Origin of the sequence: Vibrio genomosp. F10 str. ZF-129 (genome assembly GCF_000287055.2) — a bacterium.
In the GTDB taxonomy this organism is placed as follows: domain Bacteria; phylum Pseudomonadota; class Gammaproteobacteria; order Enterobacterales; family Vibrionaceae; genus Vibrio.
This window is the reverse complement of the sequence record NZ_AJYQ02000064.1, coordinates 1-21960: the sequence shown is the minus strand read 5'-3', so window position 1 is coordinate 21960 and position 21960 is coordinate 1. Positions and strand designations below refer to the sequence as shown.

General features: G+C 42.6%; 20 protein-coding genes and 1 pseudogene. 10 read left to right on the top strand and 11 right to left on the bottom strand.

The features are described 5' to 3' along the window. Window positions 1-1017, top strand: a complete 1017-nt coding sequence (locus A1QO_RS06525) for a GGDEF domain-containing protein (RefSeq protein WP_026026988.1) — start codon at window positions 1-3, stop codon at window positions 1015-1017. Window positions 1018-1216: 199 nt separating this feature from the next. On the opposite strand, the gene A1QO_RS06520 is transcribed toward A1QO_RS06525, so the two are convergent. Next, window positions 1217-2149 carry an exopolyphosphatase gene (locus A1QO_RS06520; RefSeq protein ID WP_017040572.1) on the bottom strand — a complete coding sequence of 311 codons (933 nt, stop codon included), beginning with the start codon at window positions 2147-2149 and terminating at the stop codon, window positions 1217-1219. A 185-nt stretch (window positions 2150-2334) separates the two neighbouring features. Between A1QO_RS06520 and A1QO_RS06515 the strand changes: the two genes are divergently transcribed. Beyond that, window positions 2335-2598, top strand: a complete 264-nt coding sequence (locus A1QO_RS06515) for a putative hemolysin (protein ID WP_017035846.1) — start codon at window positions 2335-2337, stop codon at window positions 2596-2598. Between the two features lie 10 nt (window positions 2599-2608). On the opposite strand, the gene A1QO_RS06510 is transcribed toward A1QO_RS06515, so the two are convergent. After that, a complete protein-coding gene (locus A1QO_RS06510) occupies window positions 2609-3469 on the bottom strand; it encodes a YdcF family protein (RefSeq protein ID WP_017040573.1) in 861 nt (286 codons plus the stop codon). A 152-nt stretch (window positions 3470-3621) separates the two neighbouring features. Between A1QO_RS06510 and A1QO_RS06505 the strand changes: the two genes are divergently transcribed. Both A1QO_RS06505 and A1QO_RS06500 read left to right on the top strand, forming a co-directional pair. After that, window positions 3622-4992 (top strand): L-serine ammonia-lyase, encoded by a 1371-nt coding sequence (locus A1QO_RS06505; RefSeq protein WP_017035844.1) that lies wholly within the window; start codon window positions 3622-3624, stop codon window positions 4990-4992. Window positions 4993-5298: 306 nt separating this feature from the next. Next, window positions 5299-6774 (top strand): peptide MFS transporter, encoded by a 1476-nt coding sequence (locus tag A1QO_RS06500; protein WP_017035843.1) that lies wholly within the window; start codon window positions 5299-5301, stop codon window positions 6772-6774. 282 nt (window positions 6775-7056) lie between these two features. Here A1QO_RS06500 and yjjG read toward each other — a convergent pair whose 3' ends face one another. After that, entirely contained in the window at window positions 7057-7731 is a 675-nt protein-coding gene (yjjG, locus tag A1QO_RS06495) for a pyrimidine 5'-nucleotidase (RefSeq protein WP_017035842.1), read from the bottom strand. Window positions 7732-7992: 261 nt separating this feature from the next. Here yjjG and A1QO_RS06490 point away from each other — a divergent pair, with 261 nt between their 5' ends. Continuing rightward, a complete protein-coding gene (locus tag A1QO_RS06490; protein WP_017040008.1) occupies window positions 7993-9051 on the top strand; it encodes a sensor domain-containing diguanylate cyclase in 1059 nt (352 codons plus the stop codon). Window positions 9052-9128: 77 nt separating this feature from the next. Here A1QO_RS06490 and A1QO_RS06485 read toward each other — a convergent pair whose 3' ends face one another. Then, the gene (locus A1QO_RS06485) at window positions 9129-9902 is read right to left on the bottom strand and encodes a substrate-binding periplasmic protein (RefSeq protein ID WP_017040007.1); all 774 of its coding nucleotides are present in this window, start codon (window positions 9900-9902) and stop codon (window positions 9129-9131) included. Window positions 9903-10001: 99 nt separating this feature from the next. Then, complete coding sequence (locus tag A1QO_RS06480; RefSeq protein ID WP_017040006.1) at window positions 10002-10436, bottom strand: hypothetical protein; 435 nt, start codon at window positions 10434-10436, stop codon at window positions 10002-10004. Window positions 10437-10572: 136 nt separating this feature from the next. On the opposite strand from A1QO_RS06480, the gene A1QO_RS06475 reads away from it, so the two are divergent. Beyond that, window positions 10573-11196, top strand: a complete 624-nt coding sequence (locus A1QO_RS06475) for a 3'-5' exonuclease (protein ID WP_017040005.1) — start codon at window positions 10573-10575, stop codon at window positions 11194-11196. A 136-nt stretch (window positions 11197-11332) separates the two neighbouring features. Beyond that, window positions 11333-12523 carry a DEAD/DEAH box helicase gene (locus A1QO_RS06470; protein WP_017040004.1) on the top strand — a complete coding sequence of 397 codons (1191 nt, stop codon included), beginning with the start codon at window positions 11333-11335 and terminating at the stop codon, window positions 12521-12523. A gap of 74 nt (window positions 12524-12597) precedes the next feature. On the opposite strand, the gene A1QO_RS06465 is transcribed toward A1QO_RS06470, so the two are convergent. Both A1QO_RS06465 and A1QO_RS06460 read right to left on the bottom strand, forming a co-directional pair. Next, window positions 12598-12996, bottom strand: coding sequence for an OsmC family protein (locus A1QO_RS06465; RefSeq protein ID WP_017040003.1), 399 nt, complete (start codon window positions 12994-12996; stop codon window positions 12598-12600). Window positions 12997-13067: 71 nt separating this feature from the next. After that, complete coding sequence (locus A1QO_RS06460) at window positions 13068-14048, bottom strand: Gfo/Idh/MocA family protein (RefSeq protein ID WP_017040002.1); 981 nt, start codon at window positions 14046-14048, stop codon at window positions 13068-13070. A gap of 392 nt (window positions 14049-14440) precedes the next feature. On the opposite strand from A1QO_RS06460, the gene A1QO_RS06455 reads away from it, so the two are divergent. Continuing rightward, window positions 14441-14734: a 4-fold beta flower protein gene (locus A1QO_RS06455; RefSeq protein ID WP_017035833.1), complete on the top strand. Its 294-nt coding sequence runs from the start codon at window positions 14441-14443 to the stop codon at window positions 14732-14734. Window positions 14735-15018: 284 nt separating this feature from the next. Here A1QO_RS06455 and trpS read toward each other — a convergent pair whose 3' ends face one another. The 3 genes from trpS to A1QO_RS06440 all read right to left on the bottom strand — a co-directional run bounded on the left by trpS (window position 15019) and on the right by A1QO_RS06440 (window position 18113). Then, entirely contained in the window at window positions 15019-16041 is a 1023-nt protein-coding gene (trpS, locus tag A1QO_RS06450; RefSeq protein WP_017040001.1) for a tryptophan--tRNA ligase, read from the bottom strand. A gap of 558 nt (window positions 16042-16599) precedes the next feature. Next, the gene (locus A1QO_RS06445; protein WP_017041818.1) at window positions 16600-17253 is read right to left on the bottom strand and encodes a DsbA family protein; all 654 of its coding nucleotides are present in this window, start codon (window positions 17251-17253) and stop codon (window positions 16600-16602) included. Beyond that, on the bottom strand, window positions 17247-18113 hold the full coding sequence (locus A1QO_RS06440) for an MBL fold metallo-hydrolase (protein WP_017041817.1): 867 nt from the start codon (window positions 18111-18113) through the stop codon (window positions 17247-17249). The genes A1QO_RS06445 and A1QO_RS06440 overlap by 7 nt, the downstream gene beginning before the upstream one ends. A 107-nt stretch (window positions 18114-18220) precedes the next feature. On the opposite strand from A1QO_RS06440, the gene A1QO_RS06435 reads away from it, so the two are divergent. After that, window positions 18221-19108, top strand: coding sequence for a LysR family transcriptional regulator (locus A1QO_RS06435; RefSeq protein ID WP_017041816.1), 888 nt, complete (start codon window positions 18221-18223; stop codon window positions 19106-19108). Window positions 19109-19395: 287 nt separating this feature from the next. Here the strand turns inward: A1QO_RS06435 and A1QO_RS06430 are convergent. Continuing rightward, window positions 19396-20198: pseudogene (locus A1QO_RS06430) on the bottom strand (DUF4172 domain-containing protein). 677 nt (window positions 20199-20875) lie between these two features. Here A1QO_RS06430 and A1QO_RS06425 point away from each other — a divergent pair. Next, window positions 20876-21960 (top strand): HAMP domain-containing protein (locus A1QO_RS06425; protein WP_017041815.1); only part of this gene is annotated, 1085 nt, incomplete at its 3' end.

Genomic DNA, 21960 nt, shown 5'->3' with positions numbered 1-21960 from the left:
ATGACGAGCGACGACTTCAAGAAATCGACAGCCAACCTAAAGAAAGCCGTACCATTGATGATGAAAAATCATGTTGCTGCGACACCTGCGAACTACGCAGTCTGGTATACGTATGTCGACGAGAGTAACCCGGAACTGAATCAAGAGCTCGACATGGTGGTGGAGAATTTTGGCTTGTGCCCACCAGCAGCAGGGAAAGATCTGTACAATAATCATCTAGCAGACCAAACTGAAACTGATTTGACCTGCCTCAGAGAGAATATTGAGGTGTTAGTCAATGAGGTTTCAAGCTCAATGACGGACACCCTTTCAGATACGTCTTCTTTCTCAGAGTTCATTGATAAAAGCTTCACCGATCTAAGCCGAGTAGAAAAAGAGGGATTATCAATAGATGAAGTGATGGGGGTTATCCGCCAGCTCATTTCAGAATCTCGCCAAATTCAAACCTCTACCGATTTCCTTAACGGGCAACTGACCAACGCAACCAAAGAAATATCCAGGCTAAAAACGCAACTTGCTGATGTTCAAAAAGACGCTTTATTCGACAGTTTATCCAGTCTTTATAACCGACGAGCATTTGATGCCGATTTGTTTGCTTTGTGCCGCGCTGAACAACCGATGTCCCTCATATTGCTCGATATCGATCACTTCAAAAGTTTTAACGATAACTACGGGCACCTGTTCGGAGATACCGTCATTAAAGCACTGGCTAAACGTTTACAATCGAGTTGCCGGGAAGGGATTACCGCTTATCGCTTTGGTGGAGAAGAATTTGCACTGATTGTGCCAAATAAATCCATTAGAATTGCAAGGCAATTTGCAGAGACACTTCGACGTGCCATAGAGAAGCTGTCTATTAAAGATCGCCGCTCTGGTAAGCAAATAGCCAATATTACCGCTTCGTTCGGTGTGACTGAATTTGAGAAAGGCGATACTATCGATAAAGTGATTGATAGAGCAGATGCATTGCTCTATGAGGCGAAACAACTGGGTCGAAATAGAGTTATGCCTTTGTAATCGATAAGCTTCTAATAAGTTTTATCCCACTCGTTCAATTCCTAAATCACAACCCAGATTATAGAATGTAACAAGCCCAATACGCTGATATTGGGCTTGTTTGTAAATGGCGGGCTATTTTGTAAACGGTAGGCGTTATGTAAATGATGACCCGCTCTAAAATCGTGTTGACCTATTTTGAGGGCTAATCGTTCAGAAGCTAGCCGTCTGCCGTTATTTTCTCAATCAGGCTCAATTCCACCTCTTTAGCCTGATTGGTGCTTATTTGGCAAGTTCCTGCGGCTTTATGCCCACCCCCACCGTACTTTAACATTAACTCACCAATATTGGTTTTTGAGCTTCTATCAAAAATGGATTTACCCGTAGCAAAGACAATATTTTGCTTTTGAAAGCCCCACATTTTATGAATAGAGATATTACATTGCGGAAACACCGCATAAATCATAAATCGGTTACCCGCGTAAATAGTCTCCTCCTGCGTTAAATCTAACACCACCAGATTCTTATATACCGTTGCACAACGGGTAATTTGCTCTTTAAACAGGTTTTCATGATCTCGATAAAGCGTAACGCGTTCAACCACATCAGGAAGTGCCAAAATCTCATCAATCGTTTGCGTTTTACAGCAATCAATCAAGTCCATCATGAGAGCATAATTAGAAATTCGAAATTCTCTGAAACGACCAAGACCCGTCCGGGCATCCATCAAAAAGTTAAGTAGATTCCAACCAGTTGAGTCCAACACTTCATCACGGGTGAAGTCGGCTGAATCGCCTTTATCGACAGCAATCATCATCTCTTCCCATTCTTTAGGAAAGGTCGAAAGACCACCGTAGTAATCCCATACAACTCGAGCTGCGGAAGGAGCATCGGGTTCAATAATGTAATTGTCGTGTTCCCCCTTATTACGCATTTTTTCAGACAGATGATGATCAAATACAAGATGAGCTTTGGGGTGAAAAGGCAAGTTCGTTACGATGTCGTTTTCAGTGATCATCACAATGCCATCTTGCATATCTTTGGGGTGTACAAACTTAATATCTTCAATCAAATCAAGTTGTTTTAATAGGACTGCACAAACCAACCCATCAAAATCACTACGAGTAACAAGGCGAAACTTATTCACTGGCATACCTAGATCCTTACTTGGTATTTATTGTTATTTGGTACAACACGATTTACAGCATCAATGCAGAATTAACGTATTGTTTGTCTTAATTTTAGACATCTTCACTTTTTTGACAAACTTAACACACTATTTTTTAAAGGTTCTTTTATACTGATCATGGAAACGAGGTATTTATTTTGGAGAAAACAATGAAAAAGACCTATATCTTTGCAAGTTTAGCAGCCGTAGCTGTCTTGGCTGGTTGCTCAAGCGAGCCAGATGAGTATGAGGTTAAAGAATATACCTCTATCGCTAACCCTGCGTCCGTATATTGTGTTCAACAGGGTGGTGAATTAGACACCGTGACTGAAAATGAATTGCGTGTCACTTATTGTGCGTTTTCAGAAGAAGACCGTACTGAGCAATGGGAATATTTCCGTAATGCTCAAGAGCAAAAAAAAGTACAACAGTAATCACGAACGCTTAACGCCACCAGCGAGTATCTAACTGACTCTCTGGATCAAGATAGCGATTCAATAAGGTAAGATTGGTATCAAGCACAGCAAGATACTCTCTTACCTTTTTTATTGGCATGGATGGCACAGTATCGTTCACTGCGTGTTCGAGAGCGCTAAGCACTAGTGTTAACGGCAGAAAGGAAGCATTACTATCCAGTGTATTGTGAATTCGCTCTAAAGCAGCCTGCGCTATCTGGTAAGGCTGATCCCTAACCTTCGATAACTCTCTATCAAACGCATTGGCGACAACCCCTTCTAAATAGACTCGATAAGTGGTTAAAGCGTCCACTTGCATAAAAAGATCAGCGTTCAAATGCGTGTAGGGATACGGAATAACAATATGATCGTTGAGCTGATAAGAAATACTCAGCGTCACGCCCTGTGCTAAACATTTTTTATACAGCACACCTAACAGCCCTTGCTCATCCATTAAGTTCTGGATTTCAAAGATACGGTGTAAGTGATAATCGTTAGAAGCAAACACGACCTTGAGTGTGGTTCCTTGGTGTATTAATCCGCTATCGAGCAGTGCTTGAGCACCATGCTGAATATTCTCAACAGTACTAGTGGAATCTTGATCTAGTAAAATAGACTCGGCAGGAAAATCTAATTCTTGTCCATTCAATAGAAAATAGTCATACATTGCTTGAGATTCAGAGATAGCTTGACCTTTGGTCACACCACCACAAAATAACAACGCAGTTTGAGTGGGCTTTTCCACCGCCAAATACTGAATCAAGCCATCTACTCGACTTTTTCCTTCTAGCGTCAATTGACTATCTTGGAGTCTCTTTCCTAGCAAAATAATAATTTTATCAATACTCATCACGCATGTCTCAATTCTATCTATTGGCTTCGTGAAAAAATGTACATTCAAGCTAGATTGCATTACAAACAAGGCGCACAATCATTTACTTAACAACTACACTGTTTTCTTAACCACAGTTTAACAGACCTCAACTTAGGTAGGACTTACTTATGCTATCGATCTTTGAAATTTATAAAATCGGTGTTGGCCCTTCAAGCTCTCACACTAACGGCCCAATGATTGCCGGTTATAACTTTACTTGTCTTATCGCTCAAGATATTTCAAAGGTAGATCGTGTCCAGGTAGACTTATACGGATCGTTATCGCTGACAGGTCGTGGGCACCATACTGACCGAGCGACTATCTTAGGTTTACTTGGCAACAAGCCCGACACCATTAAAGTGGCCAGTGCGAATGTGTCAATGCAAGCGGCTATCGATGAAGGTCAACTCCTCATCGCCGGTGATCACAACATCAAATTTAGTTACAACGATGATATCTTATTCCACACGACCAATTTACCGCTTCACGAAAACGGCATGACCATCACGGCCTTTGATGCAAACGGAGAGACGCTGGCTTTTGAAACTTACTATTCCATTGGTGGGGGGTTCATCGCAACCGCTTCTGAACTGGAAAACAAAGGCAGCATTGTACCCACAGAAGTCGATCACCCTTTCAGCTCTGCGCAAGAAATGTTAGACACCGCCGAAAAACTGGGATTGAGCCTTGGCAGCATGATCTTAAAAAATGAACTGAAGTTTTTCGATGCTGACGAGATTGACGCCAAAACAGACCAAATTTGGAAAGTCATGTCTTTGTGTATGCAACGAGGGTTTGAGACCGAAGGAATTTTAGAAGGCGGCTTGAACGTAACACGACGTGCCCCTAACCTATTAAAAAAACTGGAAGCAAACTCATCAATAGAACATGACCCAATGGAAATTTTGGATTGGGTGAACCTTTTTGCCTTTGCGGTGAGCGAAGATAACGCGGCGGGCGGGCAGGTGGTCACTTCACCAACCAACGGTGCCGCTGGCGTGATTCCTGCCGTCCTAATGTATTACCATCGATTTATTAAAGAGATCGACACTAAGCAGCTTAAAGATTTTCTTGCGGTTTCTGGGGCTATTGGGATTTTGTACAAAACCAATGCCTCTATCTCTGGTGCCGAAGTCGGTTGTCAGGGTGAAGTCGGTGTTTCTTCTTCCATGGCTGCGGCTGGGCTTACCGCGCTTAGAGGGGGAAGCAACGAACAAATGTGTATTGCTGCCGAGATTGCGATGGAACACTCTTTAGGAATGACCTGCGACCCTATCGGGGGGCTTGTTCAAGTGCCGTGTATTGAACGTAATGCAATGGGGGCTATGAAAGCGATTAATGCCTCTCGTATGGCCCTAAAACGAACCAGCAAGTGTTTAATCTCTCTCGACAAAGTGATTGAGACGATGTATGAAACAGGGAAGGACATGAACAGAAAGTACCGAGAAACATCACTAGGCGGTTTGGCAACCATTTATCAAGCGCCGCCTTGTGAATAAGTGATTCAACCCTAATTCTTCAATCAACGTCCACTTCTGTGGGCGTTTTTTCGTATTACAGCCCCTCCATAAGCACTCATTAATGAAATCATAGTTTTCATTAGCAGCCCTAACTCTAGAAGCAATCGTTTACTCAATAGATATAAAGGAAATAACGGTACTCACATTAGTAAAACGAATGCGAACATTAGAAAAAGTCGTGACTATCAAGCTCATTCTGCGATAATTGTGTCAAAATATTACACACTACCAATGATAAAATTGGCAGATGTTAACTCTAATACATCAACCAATAATGAGATATTTATGTGGAATAAACTCAATAAATCAATGATGTTCTGCCAAATGATGTTTGGCCTATCGTTCTATGGGGTCATGGTCATCTTGACTCGCTTTTTCTTAGAAGACTTGGGCTACAGCGAAGCCGATACCATGATGGTTGTCGGTGCCTTTTCATCCATTGGCCCATTGTTTGCGATCGCTGGCGGATTCATTGCCGACAAATTTTTAGGATCCTATCGATCTCTCACTATTTCTTACGGCACGTTTTCCTTCGGATATATTTTGCTGATCCTTGGCGCATCGACTACAAATGTTCCAATGAGCTTAGTCGGTATCGCATTAGCAAGTTACGCTCGCGGATTGATGTCTCCTTCTTACCCAAGTTTATACAAACGCACTTTTTCTAGCGAAGAAGACTTCGAGAATGGTTACCCTGTCAACTACTCTGTGAACAATGTGGGTGCGCTATTGGGGCAATACTTGTTCCCGATGTTCGTGCTGGTTATTGGTTTTCACGGTAGCTTTATGTTATCTGCCGTCATGGCGGGCTTTGCGTTTATTACCCTGATTATCTTTAACAAGCAGCTCGTTAGCGTTGCCGCCGATATTGACCAAGCACCAGTAACAATGAAAAACTGGGTCGCTTTCTTCGCTCTTTCTACTGCAATGGTAGGCTTGGTATTCTTTATGTTCTCGAACATGGATATCGGTCAAAATATCGTTTATGCCATTGGCGCTGCCGCGATTTTGTACTTCATCTCATTAATGCTTAAGGCGAATAAGTCTGACGCCTTAAAAATGGGGACAATCCTGATCATGGTGGTCTTAACCACATGCTTCTTTGTTTACTATGGTCAAATGATGACCTCCATGACCATGGTAACCATCAACACCATGCGTGGCGACCTATTCGGCTTGATTCCTATCGCACCAGAGGCCTCAATGGCAATGAACCCTCTATGGTGTATAGTGGCAGGCCCAGTGATTGCGGTTACGTTCTCATCACTTGAAAAGCGTGGTGTCAGCTTCTCGACGGCCACCAAGATTGGTTTCTCATTTATCTGTACGGCGATCGCATTTGGTATTTTAACCATGGCAGTAATGGGTGTAGGTGAAGATGTGGTTATTCGACCTGAAGTGTTCTTAGTGATCCACTTCTTCCAAGCATTTGCAGAAGTCATTGTTGGTAGCTTAGTGGTGGCCTTTATCCTTTCTGTCGCACCTAAACACATCGAAAATTTCTCAGTAAGCCTATTCTCTGTTGCGATTGCACTAAGTGGTATTGTAGGAGCAGTGTTCTCAACCTCTATCGCACTGGAAAAAGGTCAGGAATTGACGCAAGAAATCGTACAAACGGTTTATGGCGATTACTTCCAACTATTAACCATTCTAGCCGTGGTGATGGTGGGTATTGCATTTATCTCATCGGTTATTATTCGTAAGATGCTTGCAGCAGCCAAAGAAGCTGAACAACCGGAACTGGTAGAAGCAAAGAGCTAAAAACCTGTTTCAATAAACACGCGGTTCCAGTAAGAAAAAAGCCCTAATCTACTGACTTAGGGCTTTTTTAATGGATTGTATTTGCTCATCTTGATCCCATTACCATGCACGCCTTTATCTAACAACGCTGCTATCAATACCGCTCATTAAAAGACGCTTTCAAGAACCTGAATAACGTTATACAGCGTCTGTTGTCCTGATGCCGTAAAAGTATAGGCATAGAGCATGATATTGGCTGCAATTGCACACCAAAAAAGGAAAAGTGACCAAGAATCTGAAGAATTAACCCAGCAAAATGGTTTTAAGCTGATGCAATGAATCAACCGTGTGGTGAGGCTCTATCCCTTCCACCGAGCAAACATTGTTGGAATTAAGCCAGCATGTTTCAATTCCGAAGTTCAGGCCACCGACAATATCAGAGTGGAGGTTATCCCCAACCATCAGCACTTTCGATTTACATGGGTTACCCATTTTTTCCATCGCATGTGCAAAAATGTCGCCATCCGGTTTCGCCACACCCACTTCTTCAGAAATCACCACATGCTCGAAATAGTCGGTCATTCCTGTTCTTTCTAAGCGAATAGCTTGAAGCTCAGTGAATCCATTGGTAATAATACCCAGTTTTGCTTTTCCGGCTAGCCCTTCCATGAGTTCTTTTGCGCCAGGTAGCAATGTACATATGTCTGCCATGGCTTCTAAAAAGGCAGAATTGAGCTCTGCCGTTGTCGTATTCAGTTTATTTGCCCACCCATCGAACCGTACATGCTTCAACTCGTATGCGGTAATGTCACCATTTTGATAATCAACCCAAAGCGGCTTGTTCACTTGCTGATAAGCATCAAAATCATTCTGAGTGAAATCCACACCTTTGCGCGAAAACATCAACTGCATCCCTTTAAAAGAATCGAAGTGGAACAGGGTCTCGTCAGCGTCAAATAAAATCCAATCGTACTTCATGGTGGCTCTCTTTATTACTAGGAAAAACAGTTTCGTGGGAAAATCGACTATTGATGTATCGGCGTGAAGTGTAATCGTTTTGTGCATCTATGTAATTAGCGATGCCATGAGAAATATACTAAAAGGTAATAACAAGGGTTAAAAGGTCTTCATACTTCAGATTATTGACCGATTAATCATTAATGATGAATGGCAATTCACCAATACGTTTCCTAAACTTTTAGATTACATAACATCGCCCCCTATACATTGAAGAAAAGGATGTTTGAATTGAACCATGACCCTACAAATACGAGATCCAAAGAACTCCAAAGTGGAAAACATACCTATTTCCCTTTGGAATTCTTTGATGAACTGTCTCAAGCCAAAACCTTAGGAGACATACTCCGCAGTACTTCATTTTGGATTAAACAGATCTTTCAATCGGATCGGGTCAGTATCGCTTTACAACAAGAACCGGATTTTTTGTCTTTGTTTGCACTAAGCGGGAATGAAGCTATACCGCTTGATCATCGGATTCCGATCGCTAACACGATGGTTGGACATGTTTTTACGTGTGAAAAACTGGCCATTTGTAACGATACCAGCCGCGAGGCATGGTTAGATTGTCAATGGTTAGCGAAAGGCGGTTTGCTGTCTTGCATGGATGCCCCACTGGTTAGCAACGGTAAATGTTATGGCACTATTAATATCGGACACCATGATAAAAACCACTTTCATGAACAAGATGCCCGCGTTATTTCGAGCTTGGTGAGTTGGATTGCCTCTCAAGTGCGAGTGCAGCAGCACATACTAGAAATGGAACTTCTAGCAAACATCGATGCATTGACAGGAATCATGAATCGACGGGCTTTCTTTGAAGCTACCCAGTTAATTAATGATAAGCCAAGAGCGTTTGATAAAAACTATGCTTTGCTTATTATCGATATTGACTATTTCAAACAGCTCAATGACCAACATGGACATTTAGGTGGGGATGAGTTCCTCATCGCAATGACAAAAAAGATCCAAGACATAAAACGTAAATGTGACGTGTTCGCTCGGTTAGGCGGAGAAGAGTTCGTCTTATTACTGAGTGAGGTGACAGAAGCTGATGCCGCCGCACTCGCAGAGAAATACCGTTTGTCCATTGAAGGGATGGTCACTTACTACAAGAAAAAACCTCTTATCTGTACGGTGAGCATTGGTATCTCTTCCCCAAAACTATCTGATCAGAACTTTCGTGATGTCCTATCACGCGCAGATGCAGCCCTCTATGACGCAAAAAATTCAGGACGTAATCGAGTGTGCTGCTGGAACGAAAAAAGCAGACATAAGTAGTTCAGCGTGACCCTTCGTCGACCTTTCTAATAATATTCAGGCATTATCTCGCTTTAATGCGCAACCACAAAACGAAGTCACTGCACGAAGTCTTCAACTATCCTTTGAATCTCTCCGCTCTTTTTCAGCTCTGATAAAGCCTGTTGGTATTGACTCTTGAAATGCGCTTTAAAAGGAAAATTCTCGCCATTTGCAGAAAATCCAAGGTAGCCATGCTCTGAACTTATCGTCGTGCCAACTTTAAGCCCTTTTCCCTGGTATTTACCAACTTTTTGAAGTTGTTTTAGCTCCCACTGAATGGACAATTCATCGTTCATGTAACAGTCAATTCTACCCGCAATAAGCTTTAACAGATTGCTAGACGTTCCTGAGACGGCATCCGATTGAATCATTTCAGCTTCAACAAGTTTTCTGTATTCAGCGCCTCCTGATGAGAAACCAATATTGCTACCGATCGTTAGCCCCAGATAGTCATTTGGCCATGTGGGTTTAGGTGAAGACAGCACTTTTTCACCACAAATAACGATCAGTGTTTCATTAAGGATAGGAAAGTCGTATTCCATGTATGGCCGCTGTATTTCGCGCTTGTAAGGTGGGTACAGAGCAAATATTTTCCCATGACTTATTTCAAGTAAACCTCGCTTCCATGGTCGACCTTGAAGAGTCACCTTATAATCGGGCATACGAGAAAAAGCTCGGCTCAGTATCTCGGTATAAATACCTTTCATTTGCCCGTCTTCAGTATACGAGTAAGGGGGGTAGGAATCGTCGCCATACACGACTACTTCTATTTGGGCATAAGCAGTTGAAGAAAATAAAAAAAACAGGAAAAAACAAAAAGCTCCTCTCATTGTTCGCCTCAGTATCTACTAACCGCATAACATAATTAACGGACACGGAACGAGTTAAGTCAATATTAGAATACAAATACACCATGATAGTGAATAAACTCATTTGGGCCGAGAGGGTATGAGCTTAAGGTAAGAATGTAATTGGTTATTTTTGTACTCAATGGCTGAATAGATACTATTCTCCCTTCGACCAATCACAAAAAATTGATATCGGTTGTCGCCCTTAGAAATAGAAACGCTGAGCACACCCTCAACAAGCGCCCAATGCCCTGTTGTCGGTAAGCGGTCAAACAATTTGAACTCGTTCAACGTTCCATCTGGCAAGAACTCAACCTCGGTAATGTACCCTTCTGTGCATGTTTTTATCCAAAGAGAATCCGTCACTTCGTCTTGTAGAATATCACTCTTACTCGCTAGCCAATTCTTATAATCCAATGTGTTTAACCACTCATTGTCTACCGTTTCCATCTCAATAGCGGGAGAGCCTTTGCATTCACGATGGAATAACTGCAAATAAACCTTCTCTTTATTCATGTCACTCACTCTTCTGATTTTTCGTTAATTAGCATTAATAATCTAAGAACAACGCCAACGAAAGTAAATCGCTAGTTTACCTGGTGAGATCCTTGTTATCATTGCGCTTGTACTTTTCATTATGTCTAGGTTTACCATGATTCCTACCTCCGCCAAATCCATTATCGTACTCGATTTCGAAACAACGGGGCTTTCCCCTAATCAAGGCGATCGAGCGATTGAAATCGGTGCCGTTAAACTTCAACACGGAAAAGTTATTGATAGCTTTCAGCAGCTCATGAACCCTGGCTTTCGTGTCAGCAGTTTTATTGAAGGGTATACAGGGATAACCAATAACATGCTGAAACAGGCACCCAGTAACCAGCAGGTTATGAATGAATTTAGTGACTTTATTCAAAACAGTCATTTAGTCGCCCACAATGCCTCTTTTGACCAACGATTTCTCGACGCTGAATTGGAGCTCATCAATCGATCATACAATGGTCAGTTTGTCTGTTCTTTACTTGTCGCTAGAAGACTGATCCAAGACGCCCCAAGCCATAAATTGGGCGAACTCGTCAAGCATCGACATATCGACAATGACGGTGTTTTTCACCGAGCCCTAGCCGATGCAGAGGTCACTGCAAAACTGTGGTTGTCTATGGTGGAAGATGTTGAACAACACACTCATTCCGATGTCACTTTTGCTCTGATGAAAACCATCAGTCAGACTAAAAAAAGTGCAATTGGCACACTACTGCGCGCAACAAAACAATCGTGATATTGATGCAAACCGCTTGGCATGCATTGTACGCGTGTTAAAATGCGCCACTTTACGATGCTCCTATAGTGTTGCACATTTTGGTGTTACACATTTCGCGCTATCATACCTTTATTGACCCTTACCGAGACAATCAATGCCATTTTCTAAACTAGGATTAAGCGATCCACTACTACAAGCAATCAATGAATTAGGTTATGACAAACCGACCGAAATTCAGCAAAAGGCGATTCCGCTTGTATTGTCTGGCCAAAACCTGATTGCTGCAGCTCAAACGGGTACCGGTAAAACGGCGAGTTTTGTGTTACCCATTCTTGAGATGCTGAGTAAAGGGGAAACCCAACGTAAAAAACGCATTCGAGCGTTAATCTTAACGCCAACTCGCGAGCTTGCCATTCAAGTCAACAAGAGTGTGACCGAATATGGTAAGCACCTTAACCTAACATCAACGGCGATATTTGGTGGCGTCAGTGAAAAGCCTCAAAAACAACTGCTGATTGACGGTATCGATATTTTGGTCGCAACACCGGGCAGACTTTTAGACTTGTACGGGCAACATGCGGTTCATTTTGAAGAAGTTGAAACGTTTGTACTGGATGAAGCGGATAGAATGCTCGATATGGGTTTTATTGAAGACATCAATAAGATCATCGCACGATTGCCACAAAACATTCAAAACCTGCTTTTCTCTGCGACGTTATCCAACCCAGTACGCGACTTGGCTAAATCAGCCATTGATGACCCTGCTGAAATTTCTATCGCCAAACACAGTGCCTCAAAAGATACGATTGAGCAGTGGTTGGTTACAGTCGACAAAGACAAAAAATCGGCACTACTTAGCCATATGATCCAAGAGAATAATTGGGATCAGGCCCTTATCTTTATTGAAACTAAAAAAGGGGCAGCGAAGCTCGTCTCACAACTCGAGAAGCGTGGTATTGCCGCAGAGTCTTTCCACAGTGGCCGAAGCCAAGACGTTCGTTCCCAACTGCTTGCAGACTTTAAAGATGGCAACATCAAGTTCCTAGTGGCTACGGGCGTGGCGGCACGTGGTATCGATATTGAAAACCTTACTCGGGTATTGAACTACGATCTTCCATTCCCAGCGGATGAGTACGTTCACCGAATCGGGCGTACTGGTCGTGCGGGTGCAAAAGGCGAAGCGATTTCATTTGTTTCTCGCGATAACTTCAAGAATCTATGTATGATCGAGAGTCGTTTGGGCCATTTGATCGAACGAAGAGAAATTGACGGATTCACGCCAACCAAAGATGTACCAATTTCGATTCTAAACTATGTACCAAAACATAAACGTGAGCAGAACTGATCGCTCGTTAAGCGAATCAAAAAAGGCTTTACCCTCATCAGGTAAAGCCTTTTTTATACAAACATATCGGCAGATTACACAATTTCCCAACTGTGTGTCATTTCTACGCCTTGACCTAACATTAAGCAAACCGAGCAATATTTTTCTAACGAATCGGCCGCGACTTTCGCAACAATGTCGGCATCAAGTGATGTACCAGACACAACAAAATGAATGTTAACTTGGGTAAAAATACGCGGTGCGACTTCTCGACGCTCAGTCGTCAATTTAGCCACACATTCACTCACCTGCTGACCCGCTTCTTTTAAGCCATCTACCACATCCACAGAGCTACAACCGCCAGCGGCCATGAGTAGCATCTCCATCGGGCTAGGCGCTGTTGCTCCACCATTGCCATCCATAACGATAGAATGACCAGACTGGGATTGACCCAAGAACTTAAACTCTCCAACCCATTTTACTTCAGCTTGCATATTCATATCTCTTAAACAACATTAAATCTTACGCGCACGATAACAGGGAATGCTGTTATCACGCAATTCAATCAAGCTGGATCAGTTGGAAAAACCACCCCTGTTTGACGGCGTATTTCTGTGAGCACTTTAGCCACCAGCAAAGAACGCGCAGTGTGCTGTTCGTCCATCGAATTTTCCAAAGCCTGCTGAGCGAACACGTTTGCTTCGTAAACCATTCGGTTTGCTGTTTGCTCAACACTGAGGTCTTGCTTGTCGCCTCCACGGGTGATTTTTATCACTGAATTACAAATGGAAATCATATCAACGTGCAGAGCAGCCTCTTCACCCTGAAATTCACTGGGTAAATAAGAATCACTGGTTTTGGAATGGTTAATCACCACATCAAAGCCTGAGTATTGGAAAATAATAGTGCCATTACCATCAACACCTGAGTCAAGTAAATGGGCTTGAGCACTGATTGATTTAGGCTCTCCGAACAGTGCTATCGCGGCGCCAACACAGTAATAGCCAATGTCCATAACCGAGCCATTGGAAAATGTTGGATTGAAAGTATTCGGGTTTTCCCCGTTAAGGTACTTCGGATAGCGAGAAGAGTACTGACAGTAGCTGATGGTCGCTTTTCTTAACGAGCCAATGGTGGTCAGTTGTTGTTCTAACACCTTGAAGTTGGGGAGATGCGGTGTCATGAAAGCTTCAAACAGCACGACTTCATTGTCTTTCGCAGTTTGGTAAAGTTGCTCTGCTAACGCATAATTTGAAGCCAGTGGCTTTTCACAAATAACGTGTTTTTTCGCCTCAAGAAGACGCTTTGCTTGTGGAGCATGAAAAGAGTTTGGACTGGCGATGTAAACGGCATCAATCAGCGTCGAGTGAGCTAAGGCTTCAAAATCGGTAAACAGTTTGGGTGAAGCATATTTCTCTGAAAACTGCTGTGCACTCTCAAGACTTCGCGAGTAAACGCCTGATAGCTGATAGAGCCCCGTCGATAGAGCCGCCTCAATAAATTGATCGGTGATCCAGTTCGTTCCAATGACAGCGAGTCTGATCATCTGTATTTCCTTGTCGCGTGATGTAAACAATATGAAAACATAAAATTCTAGCTTAAGCGCTAATCTAAATCAGAGTCGCAAGTAGGTCTATCAATTGTTACTCAATCATTGTTAATAAATCATTCTTACTAAAGCAATGCTAAACACCCTTGATACCGTCCCCCAAACAAACATACTGGATATCCGACTTTAATCGTGAAGCGTCCATTTATCGACACGCTTATGCCACCAAGAAACATGTAACAAAGTATTCCCATCCATTCCAATGTTCTCCTTCTTTTTGATATGGTCAGCGCTCATGGTTAAGGTGTTCATTTAGCGTAAATTATGACCACTTTATTACGACTTAACAGTACATTACGTAGATGCATTACGTGTAAAAAGGTATGTCTATGAAATCAGTTTGGACTTGGGGCGGTAAATCTTTTGGTTATATCGATGGGGAAGATCTTTGGACAAACCAAGGTAAACATATTGCCAAGCTTGTTGAAGGCGAAATCTATGGCCCAGAGGGTCAGTATTTAGGCGAGTTAATGGACCATGAAAGACTGATTTTTAGTCAAGCCAAAAAGGCATTGTTGAGTAGCCCCTTTAAGCCGTACGCCGACCAAGCACCAATTAAACCTTGTACCGATTTTGCCAGCTACGCCATGTTCAATGGATATGAAGAATTTCACGAAGCATAACCCCCGCTAAAATGACGAAAAGCGTTCGTTGAATGAACGCTCATGACTTTAATCGTCGGAGGGCAATATATTGATCTCAGACCGCCTTGATTTTGCTCGACCTCATGTTATTGACACTAAAGATTGATCGTTTTGAGACTCATTTTTGGACACAAATGAGTTACATGTGACCAAGTTCTGCTGCAAACGTATAAGTATGAAGTCAGCTTCCAGCTATTCAGCTATTCAGCTATTCAGCTATTCAGCTAATGAAATTCTAGAAGCTGACTTTTAAAAAATGATACTCAGAAAAGATTCAGACCAAAAATGTCCTTAACATCAAAAAGCACTTTGGATGTTTTTTCTCTGGAGACTTGGCTTCCCTTCACTAAAATATCAACTAGTTGGGCTTTATCATTCAAAAACTGGCTTCTACTTTCTCTTATTGGTCGAAGCATTTCCTGTAGGCACTCTTCCAGCACCGTTTTCGTTGTACCGTCGCCAAGCCCGCCACGTCGATAGTGTTCTTTTAGTTGCTTGACATAGTCTGTATCAGAGTGAAAAGCATCAAGGTAGGTAAATACAACATTTCCTTCCACCTTACCAGGTTCTTCGACCCTCAGATGGCTGGGATCTGTATACATAGATTTTACAGCGGCAGAGATTTCTTTTTCACTAGCCCCAAGATTAATGCCATTGCCCATCGACTTAGACATCTTATTTTTTCCATCTGTACTAGGAAGACGTGGTGCATTGCTCAATAAAGGTCGACACTCAGTTAATACACTACGACCCGCCAGAGCGTTCACCTTCCTCACAATCTCGTTGGTTTGCTCAAGCATAGGTAACTGATCATCTCCAACAGGAACTAATGATGCATTAAATCCCGTTATATCAGCAGCTTGAGATATAGGGTATGTGAGGAAGCCTGCTGGGATAGACCGTTCAAACCCTTTGTTTTGTATTTCGCTTTTTACTGTTGGATTTCGCTCTAGCCGACTGATGGTTACGAGGTTACTGTAATACATAGTCAACTCAGCAAGGGCTGGTAGTTGTGATTGAAGGCAAATAGTGGTTTTAGAGGGGTCGATACCAACAGCCAGATAATCAGCAACGACATTTAGAATATTAGATGATACTTTTTTCGGATTGTGGGCATTATCAGTAAGACCTTGCATGTCAGCAACGAGGATCGTTTGCTCATGATCTGCCTGTAAAGCTACGCGCTGCTGTAATGAACCGACGTAATGACCGAGATGCAATGGACCTGTCGCTCTATCACCAGTCAAGATAATTTCTGGTTTATCATTATGTTGCTTTGTACTCATGGTATATCTCCTAGTTAAAATAGATCGCTACTGGAGATACAAAAGAAATTACAGTCTCAGCCACCTTCCAGCAGCTCAAGAATGTAAGAATTCCGTGCCGCTCTAATTAGAGCGCCACCAGAAGAAGAATGATGTGATAGTTGATATGTATTTCATGCGAATAAGCTAACAGTAACCGTTTTGAAGTGCAACAATTGAAAATAATTTACTCTATAGAAAAATTAATAACACTCTATTTCTGAGAAAGGTAATTAACATGCTCTAAATCATAAAGGGGCACTTTCGAGTTAGAAAGTGCCACGGGTAAAAATTCAATCCGAGAAGCTTTTGGACAAAAGCTTGCCAGTGACTTTGCTAATTTAACGATCCTTGAATAACTTTTCGTATACCAAAACCTCAAAGACCTCCGTTGGCAGCGGTGGTAGATTTGCGCCGAACTGGACAAAACCTTCCATCCTAGAACCGTGGCATCAGATTCACTTTATGCAAAGCTTTCCTTGAGATATGCAATATACTGTCTCTGCAAATACTCGTACCTCAACTCAGGCTTCAATATTTTTACATATTGGTTTGTGAGGTACTGGAATCGCTGCGGATATAGCTATCAACAAGCTTACGCCACTCATCAGGCTTGCCATATAATTCAGTGTGAGGAAGTACTATAAACTTATTATTAACTTCAAGGATCAGTGTCGGATACCCATGAACCTGTAACTTCTGCATTAACAGTTGGCTTTTCTGTATTTCTTCCTGTTCAATACCTAGATTTGCATTCATAGCTTTATGCCACTGTGCGCCCTCTAATCCTAATTTTGCTGATAGTTCCTCAAGTACTTCGGGATGATTGACCTGCTTACCATCAACATAATGGGCCTGCTGAATGGCTTTCAACATATCTAAAGGGGCGATACCCAATTGCTTTGCAGTTAGAATTGCACGTGCTGTGATGAAAGAGTCCAAAATCATTTCATCGTTGCCTTTCACTCGCTGGATATATTTTTCTCCAAACTGTGCTCCCGTCATTTTGGCAATGCGCTCGTCATTGGCGAGGATATGGCTCCGAAAATTGGGCTCGATAGCCTTGTTGTCTATCATACCGCCAGGGTGGAGAGTCAGCATAATCTCAGTGTTAGCTGCAATTGCAGCTAACAGATAAGTAGCACCGTAACACCAACCACACATCGGGTCGAAAAAGTAGTGTACTTTTACCATTTCATTTCACCCATATGTGCCTTAGCACCAATACTTAGAGCCATAGGCAGTTGTGCTTCGGGATAGCTTGCAGACATTTTGTCTATCAATTCAGCGCTATTCTGGCTACTACTTTTCGCCTGCTGGAAGTCTGCCAGATACTGCTGCGAATAACTTATAGTGCTTGCATCAAGCTTCGTTCCGGCTTTCATGTGTCCCGGAATGACTATCTCTGGATTTAGCGCCTGTAGTTCTTCCAATTGTTTAACCCATGCTTTCTGACTACCCTCAGATTGCGCGTCAGCCATCCAAAGATGCAAATTGCCGTATACGGCGACATTACCCAGAACCGTTTTGCTAGAAGGAATCCACAAGTAAGGACGATGAGCCAATTCTCCTTGAGTGCCACGAATCTCGATTTTGTGTTCATCAACTGTCAACACATTGTCTTCGATAGCTTGTGGTAGATAAGGTTCAACCGGAGCATTGCTCCCCATTTTAGGCCCCCAAAACGCTAATTTTCCTGCGAGCTTTTTCTCTATGACCTCAATGACTGCCGGGGTACTCAGAACTTGCGCCTCCGGGAATAGTGTATGTAGTACTTCGGCACCAAAGTAATAATCTGGGTCGGCCTGACTAATAAAAATAGTTTTGAGCTCTTTGCCACTATCGAGAACTTTTGCGGCAATGCGCAGAGCATCGGCTTTGGTAAAGCCTGTATCGACTACCATGACTTCACCCTCACCGATTACTAGTGTTGAGTTTACGTGGAAGCTGTTCTTGTCAGCGTTATAAACATCAAAAGTTAGTGGTGTATTTTCTGCTGCGGTTGCATTTGCAGCCAGTAAGACAGATGTGGCCATTAGAGTAGATTTTTTCATACCGTTCTCCTTGAATGTGTTTGGGTACGGAAAAGATAATAAGGAATTGACGCGCTCAGAAAAACACACCAAACTGAGCATTATTGTTTCTTAAATCGAGCAAGTGTATGGATAGGCTAACAGCCGCAAAAGTATTTGTTGACGTTGCAACGACTGGCAGTTTTACCGTCACAGCAGACAGGTTGAATATGTCTCGTCCCATGGTAACCAGATACATTGAGACTATGGAAGCTTGGCTGAATACCCGCCTGTTACATCGAACCACACGAAAAGTTTCTTTGACAACAGCGGGCGAAACATGTCTGGAAGAAGTTAAACAATGGCTTGGGCAGGCAGAAAGCCTAAGCGGGCTATCAGACACCAGTGGTGAACTATCGGGTACAGTTCGGTTAGCAACAAGCATGTCATTTGGTTATTCCCAACTGGTGCCAGCGATTCAAGAGTTTATGGCGGAGAACCCCAAAGTAAAAATCGATATCGACTTGCAAGACTCAGTAACCGACCTGACTGAAAGGCAGATAGATCTTGCTATCCGAATCGCGTCGGCACCTGATCCATCTCTTATAGGTAAGCCAATATCGGTATGTGAGTCAGTTGTGGTAGCTTCGCCACTATATTTGACCAGAAATAGTACCATTTCTGAACCGAGCGATTTAACCAATCATACTTGTCTTGGGTATAAAAATTTCGAACAACATATCTGGCATTTGACAAAAGACAACTCGCAACAATCGGTAGAAGTTAGATGTAATCTGACAGCAAATGAAACGACAACCTTACTGCATGCAGTATTGTGTGGCGCAGGCATAGCTATTCAGCCAACTTATCTCGCAAACCAATACGTTAAAAGTGGTCAGCTTCAGCAGGTTTTGCCGAATTGGAAACCAAATGACCTTACCATTTATGCTCTCTATTCTTCCAGAAAGTATATGTCACCAACTGTTCGTACACTGATTGATTATTTATCAGACTATTTTGCCGAAACTCGTTGGTAATGTTTTGCCTGATTTTTGCCATTACAAGAAACTAAACTGCTCCATTCAAACTGGCCCCCCTGCCAGTCAGAGCACCCAAGCGAATTATTATGCAAAAGTGATGTAGAGATTGAAATGTTAAAATGTGACAGCTTTTGGGTGATTACGCGCATCGGTGCTGCGCGGTCTGTCATTAGTAAAAGTCAGGTTATTTTCTGGTAAGAATTACCAACGTTCTGTTGCGCAAGCTTACAATGGGGCAATAACGAGTAATAGAGTTGAGAAGACTGACCGCTCATGCAGTGCGTCTATCTCTTTAATAAGTACCGAGTACTCCTACCTGCTCCTGATTTCTCTAAACACCCTTGCTCCACAAGCGCCCTAAGATGGCGGGTGGCTGTCGGTTTACTGACTTTTGCGACCTTGTGATATTGAGACGTTGTCACTCCTTCGATAAAGTCACCATCTAACAATCTATTTAGCACTTTGACTTGTTCATTGGTCAGCAGTGTTTGAGATGTGTTATCGCGGCGCGAACTAATGGGTCAAGCGAGGTGTCAACTTTTGAGCTGTTAAACCACTCAATAAATTGCTCTAATTCTTGATCTAAAATGTCGCGTCCTGGTGCTTCGAAATGGACCACGGGTTTATCTAACCGACCAGAGACAACTTGCATTGGCGTATCCCCTCTCAGTTGGCCTCCGACGACAGGATTGAACATCGTATAACCTTCAGGAAATAGCCGTTCATGCCAAACTAAGATGCGCTCAAGGGTTAGTTTTATATCTAGATTATCCACGGCATCTAGCATTATTTCTGCGAGGCCGTCTGTTTGCTCAGTCGTTGGGAACGGTCGTTCTTCAGTCAGTCCTAGCCTACTCGCAAGCGACGAACGCACTGAGAATGCATTCAATTTTTCACCTTCAATAGCGCTTGAATGAACAATGTTGGCCAGTAGAGTATCGAGCATGCATTCTTTGTCATCTTGTGAATGGCTAAGCATTTTCCCCAATAAGATACCTTGATTGAATCGAGTGCGCCTAACCATTGGCCCAACAGTAGCTTTGTCCCAACTGAAGTTAGGCCAATCGTTATTTTTCCAGATCCACATAGGGATTCCTTGATTCGTAACACGGCCATAATCAAATCACATTGTGATTCGTTTATCTCAAATAATCAAATCACATTATGATTTGATTATATTAAGAGATGTCTTCGTTAATTTTGAATAGGAAAAAGCAATCCCTAAGGGAGAAGATAGAATTAAAATTGTTATTATTGGAGTTATCAAGGTTCCATCCTAAAATCATAACGCCGCGTTAAGTAATAATCTTGTATTGATGCTTTAAGCCAAATACCAAGAACTTGCTCGACATCCTCGAATCTGTGCTGCCTAAAAATTTTCTATTCAACCGATAGCAAATGACAAAATATAGGCCGTATTATAGCGATTCTTAAGGACAAATAAGTGAAGATTTACGACAACTTCAAGCGACTTTAGCTTGGGCCATGACACTAAGCTAAGCTGCCGGAAACCGTGGTATATAGCATACTTTGCAGAGCAAAAGCATTAATGAACGGTGTCATATATGGTTCGCCTGCACACTGAGTGGAGCAGTACTTAAGGTGTGTGTCCTTGTGATTCATTTACTATTTGGCTGAGTCAGCAATAAACCGTACAAAATTGGCTGGATAACTCCTATTCATGACCTATGTCAATTAGTAGCAGGCGAGTATTTGCCATTCTGGCTATATTAGTAAAATGTATTTTAATAATAAGGATCGCACATGGCTTCAGCCAAGATAGAATCCACCAACGCTAATGACCAACAACAAATGAAGTTGTTGAGCTTTTTCGCTAAAGTCGGAACCAAACTCAAACTCAATGTATTACTGACTTTAATTGCTTTTGTCTTCTTGGGTTATCAAGGTATCTCTGGGATGCAAACATCGGCCAGTTACATTGAAGATCTCTATAGTCAGGGGATGCAACATACCATACGCACAAGTAAGGTGATTGATGAACTCGGGAATGCGAGAAGTGCCTTATTACTCTCGTTCCAGCATGACCCTTCATCCAACACGGCATCGATGCACGATCATCCTATTGAGTTCCATATCACGCAGATTGAGAATTCGCTTGAGACATTACACCACATCATTGACAACGAACTACTCCAATCCGACCTGGCAAGTGATGAAGAACAAGTCGTTAATAGCCTAGCACAAGTTTTAGATGACATTACTACACAAGGCTTCTTACCAGCGATTGCGAAACTCAAAAGTGGCGACTATTACGCCGCGAACATTCTATTGTTGCAGCAAATTAACCCCAAGTTCCAACAAGCATACCAGCATGCGGAGCAGTTCTTTTCCATGCAAGTGGAAGAGGGACGTAAGAGTTTTGAACAGGCCGAAGCAAATAGCGAACGTTTTGTCTGGGTCGTGAGTACAATCACCATCATATCGCTGCTGGTCATTATTTCGATGTCACTGCTTGTTATAAAACGTGTCAACCATGCGGTAACCGAACTTAAAGAGCGTTCGGAGAAAATCGCCGCAGGCGATCTAACTCAGCGTTTAAATGCGTCTGGAGACGATGAGTTTTCGCACATTGCTAAGTCGGTTAATCGAATAGTGACCAGCTTCCAACACGTTGTGCAAACTAATAGGGACTCGATTGGTCAGTTGGCTCGGTCTGCTGAAGAAAATTCAGCGGTTGCGATGCAAACTAAAGAAAACATCATGACACAGCAATCACGGACCGAGCAGGTGGCAACCGCGATTAATCAATTTACAGCGACCGTTCACGAAGTGGCTCAAAGTGCGAGTTCTGCCGCCGATGCGTCTGAGCAAGCCGATGCAGCAGCGGC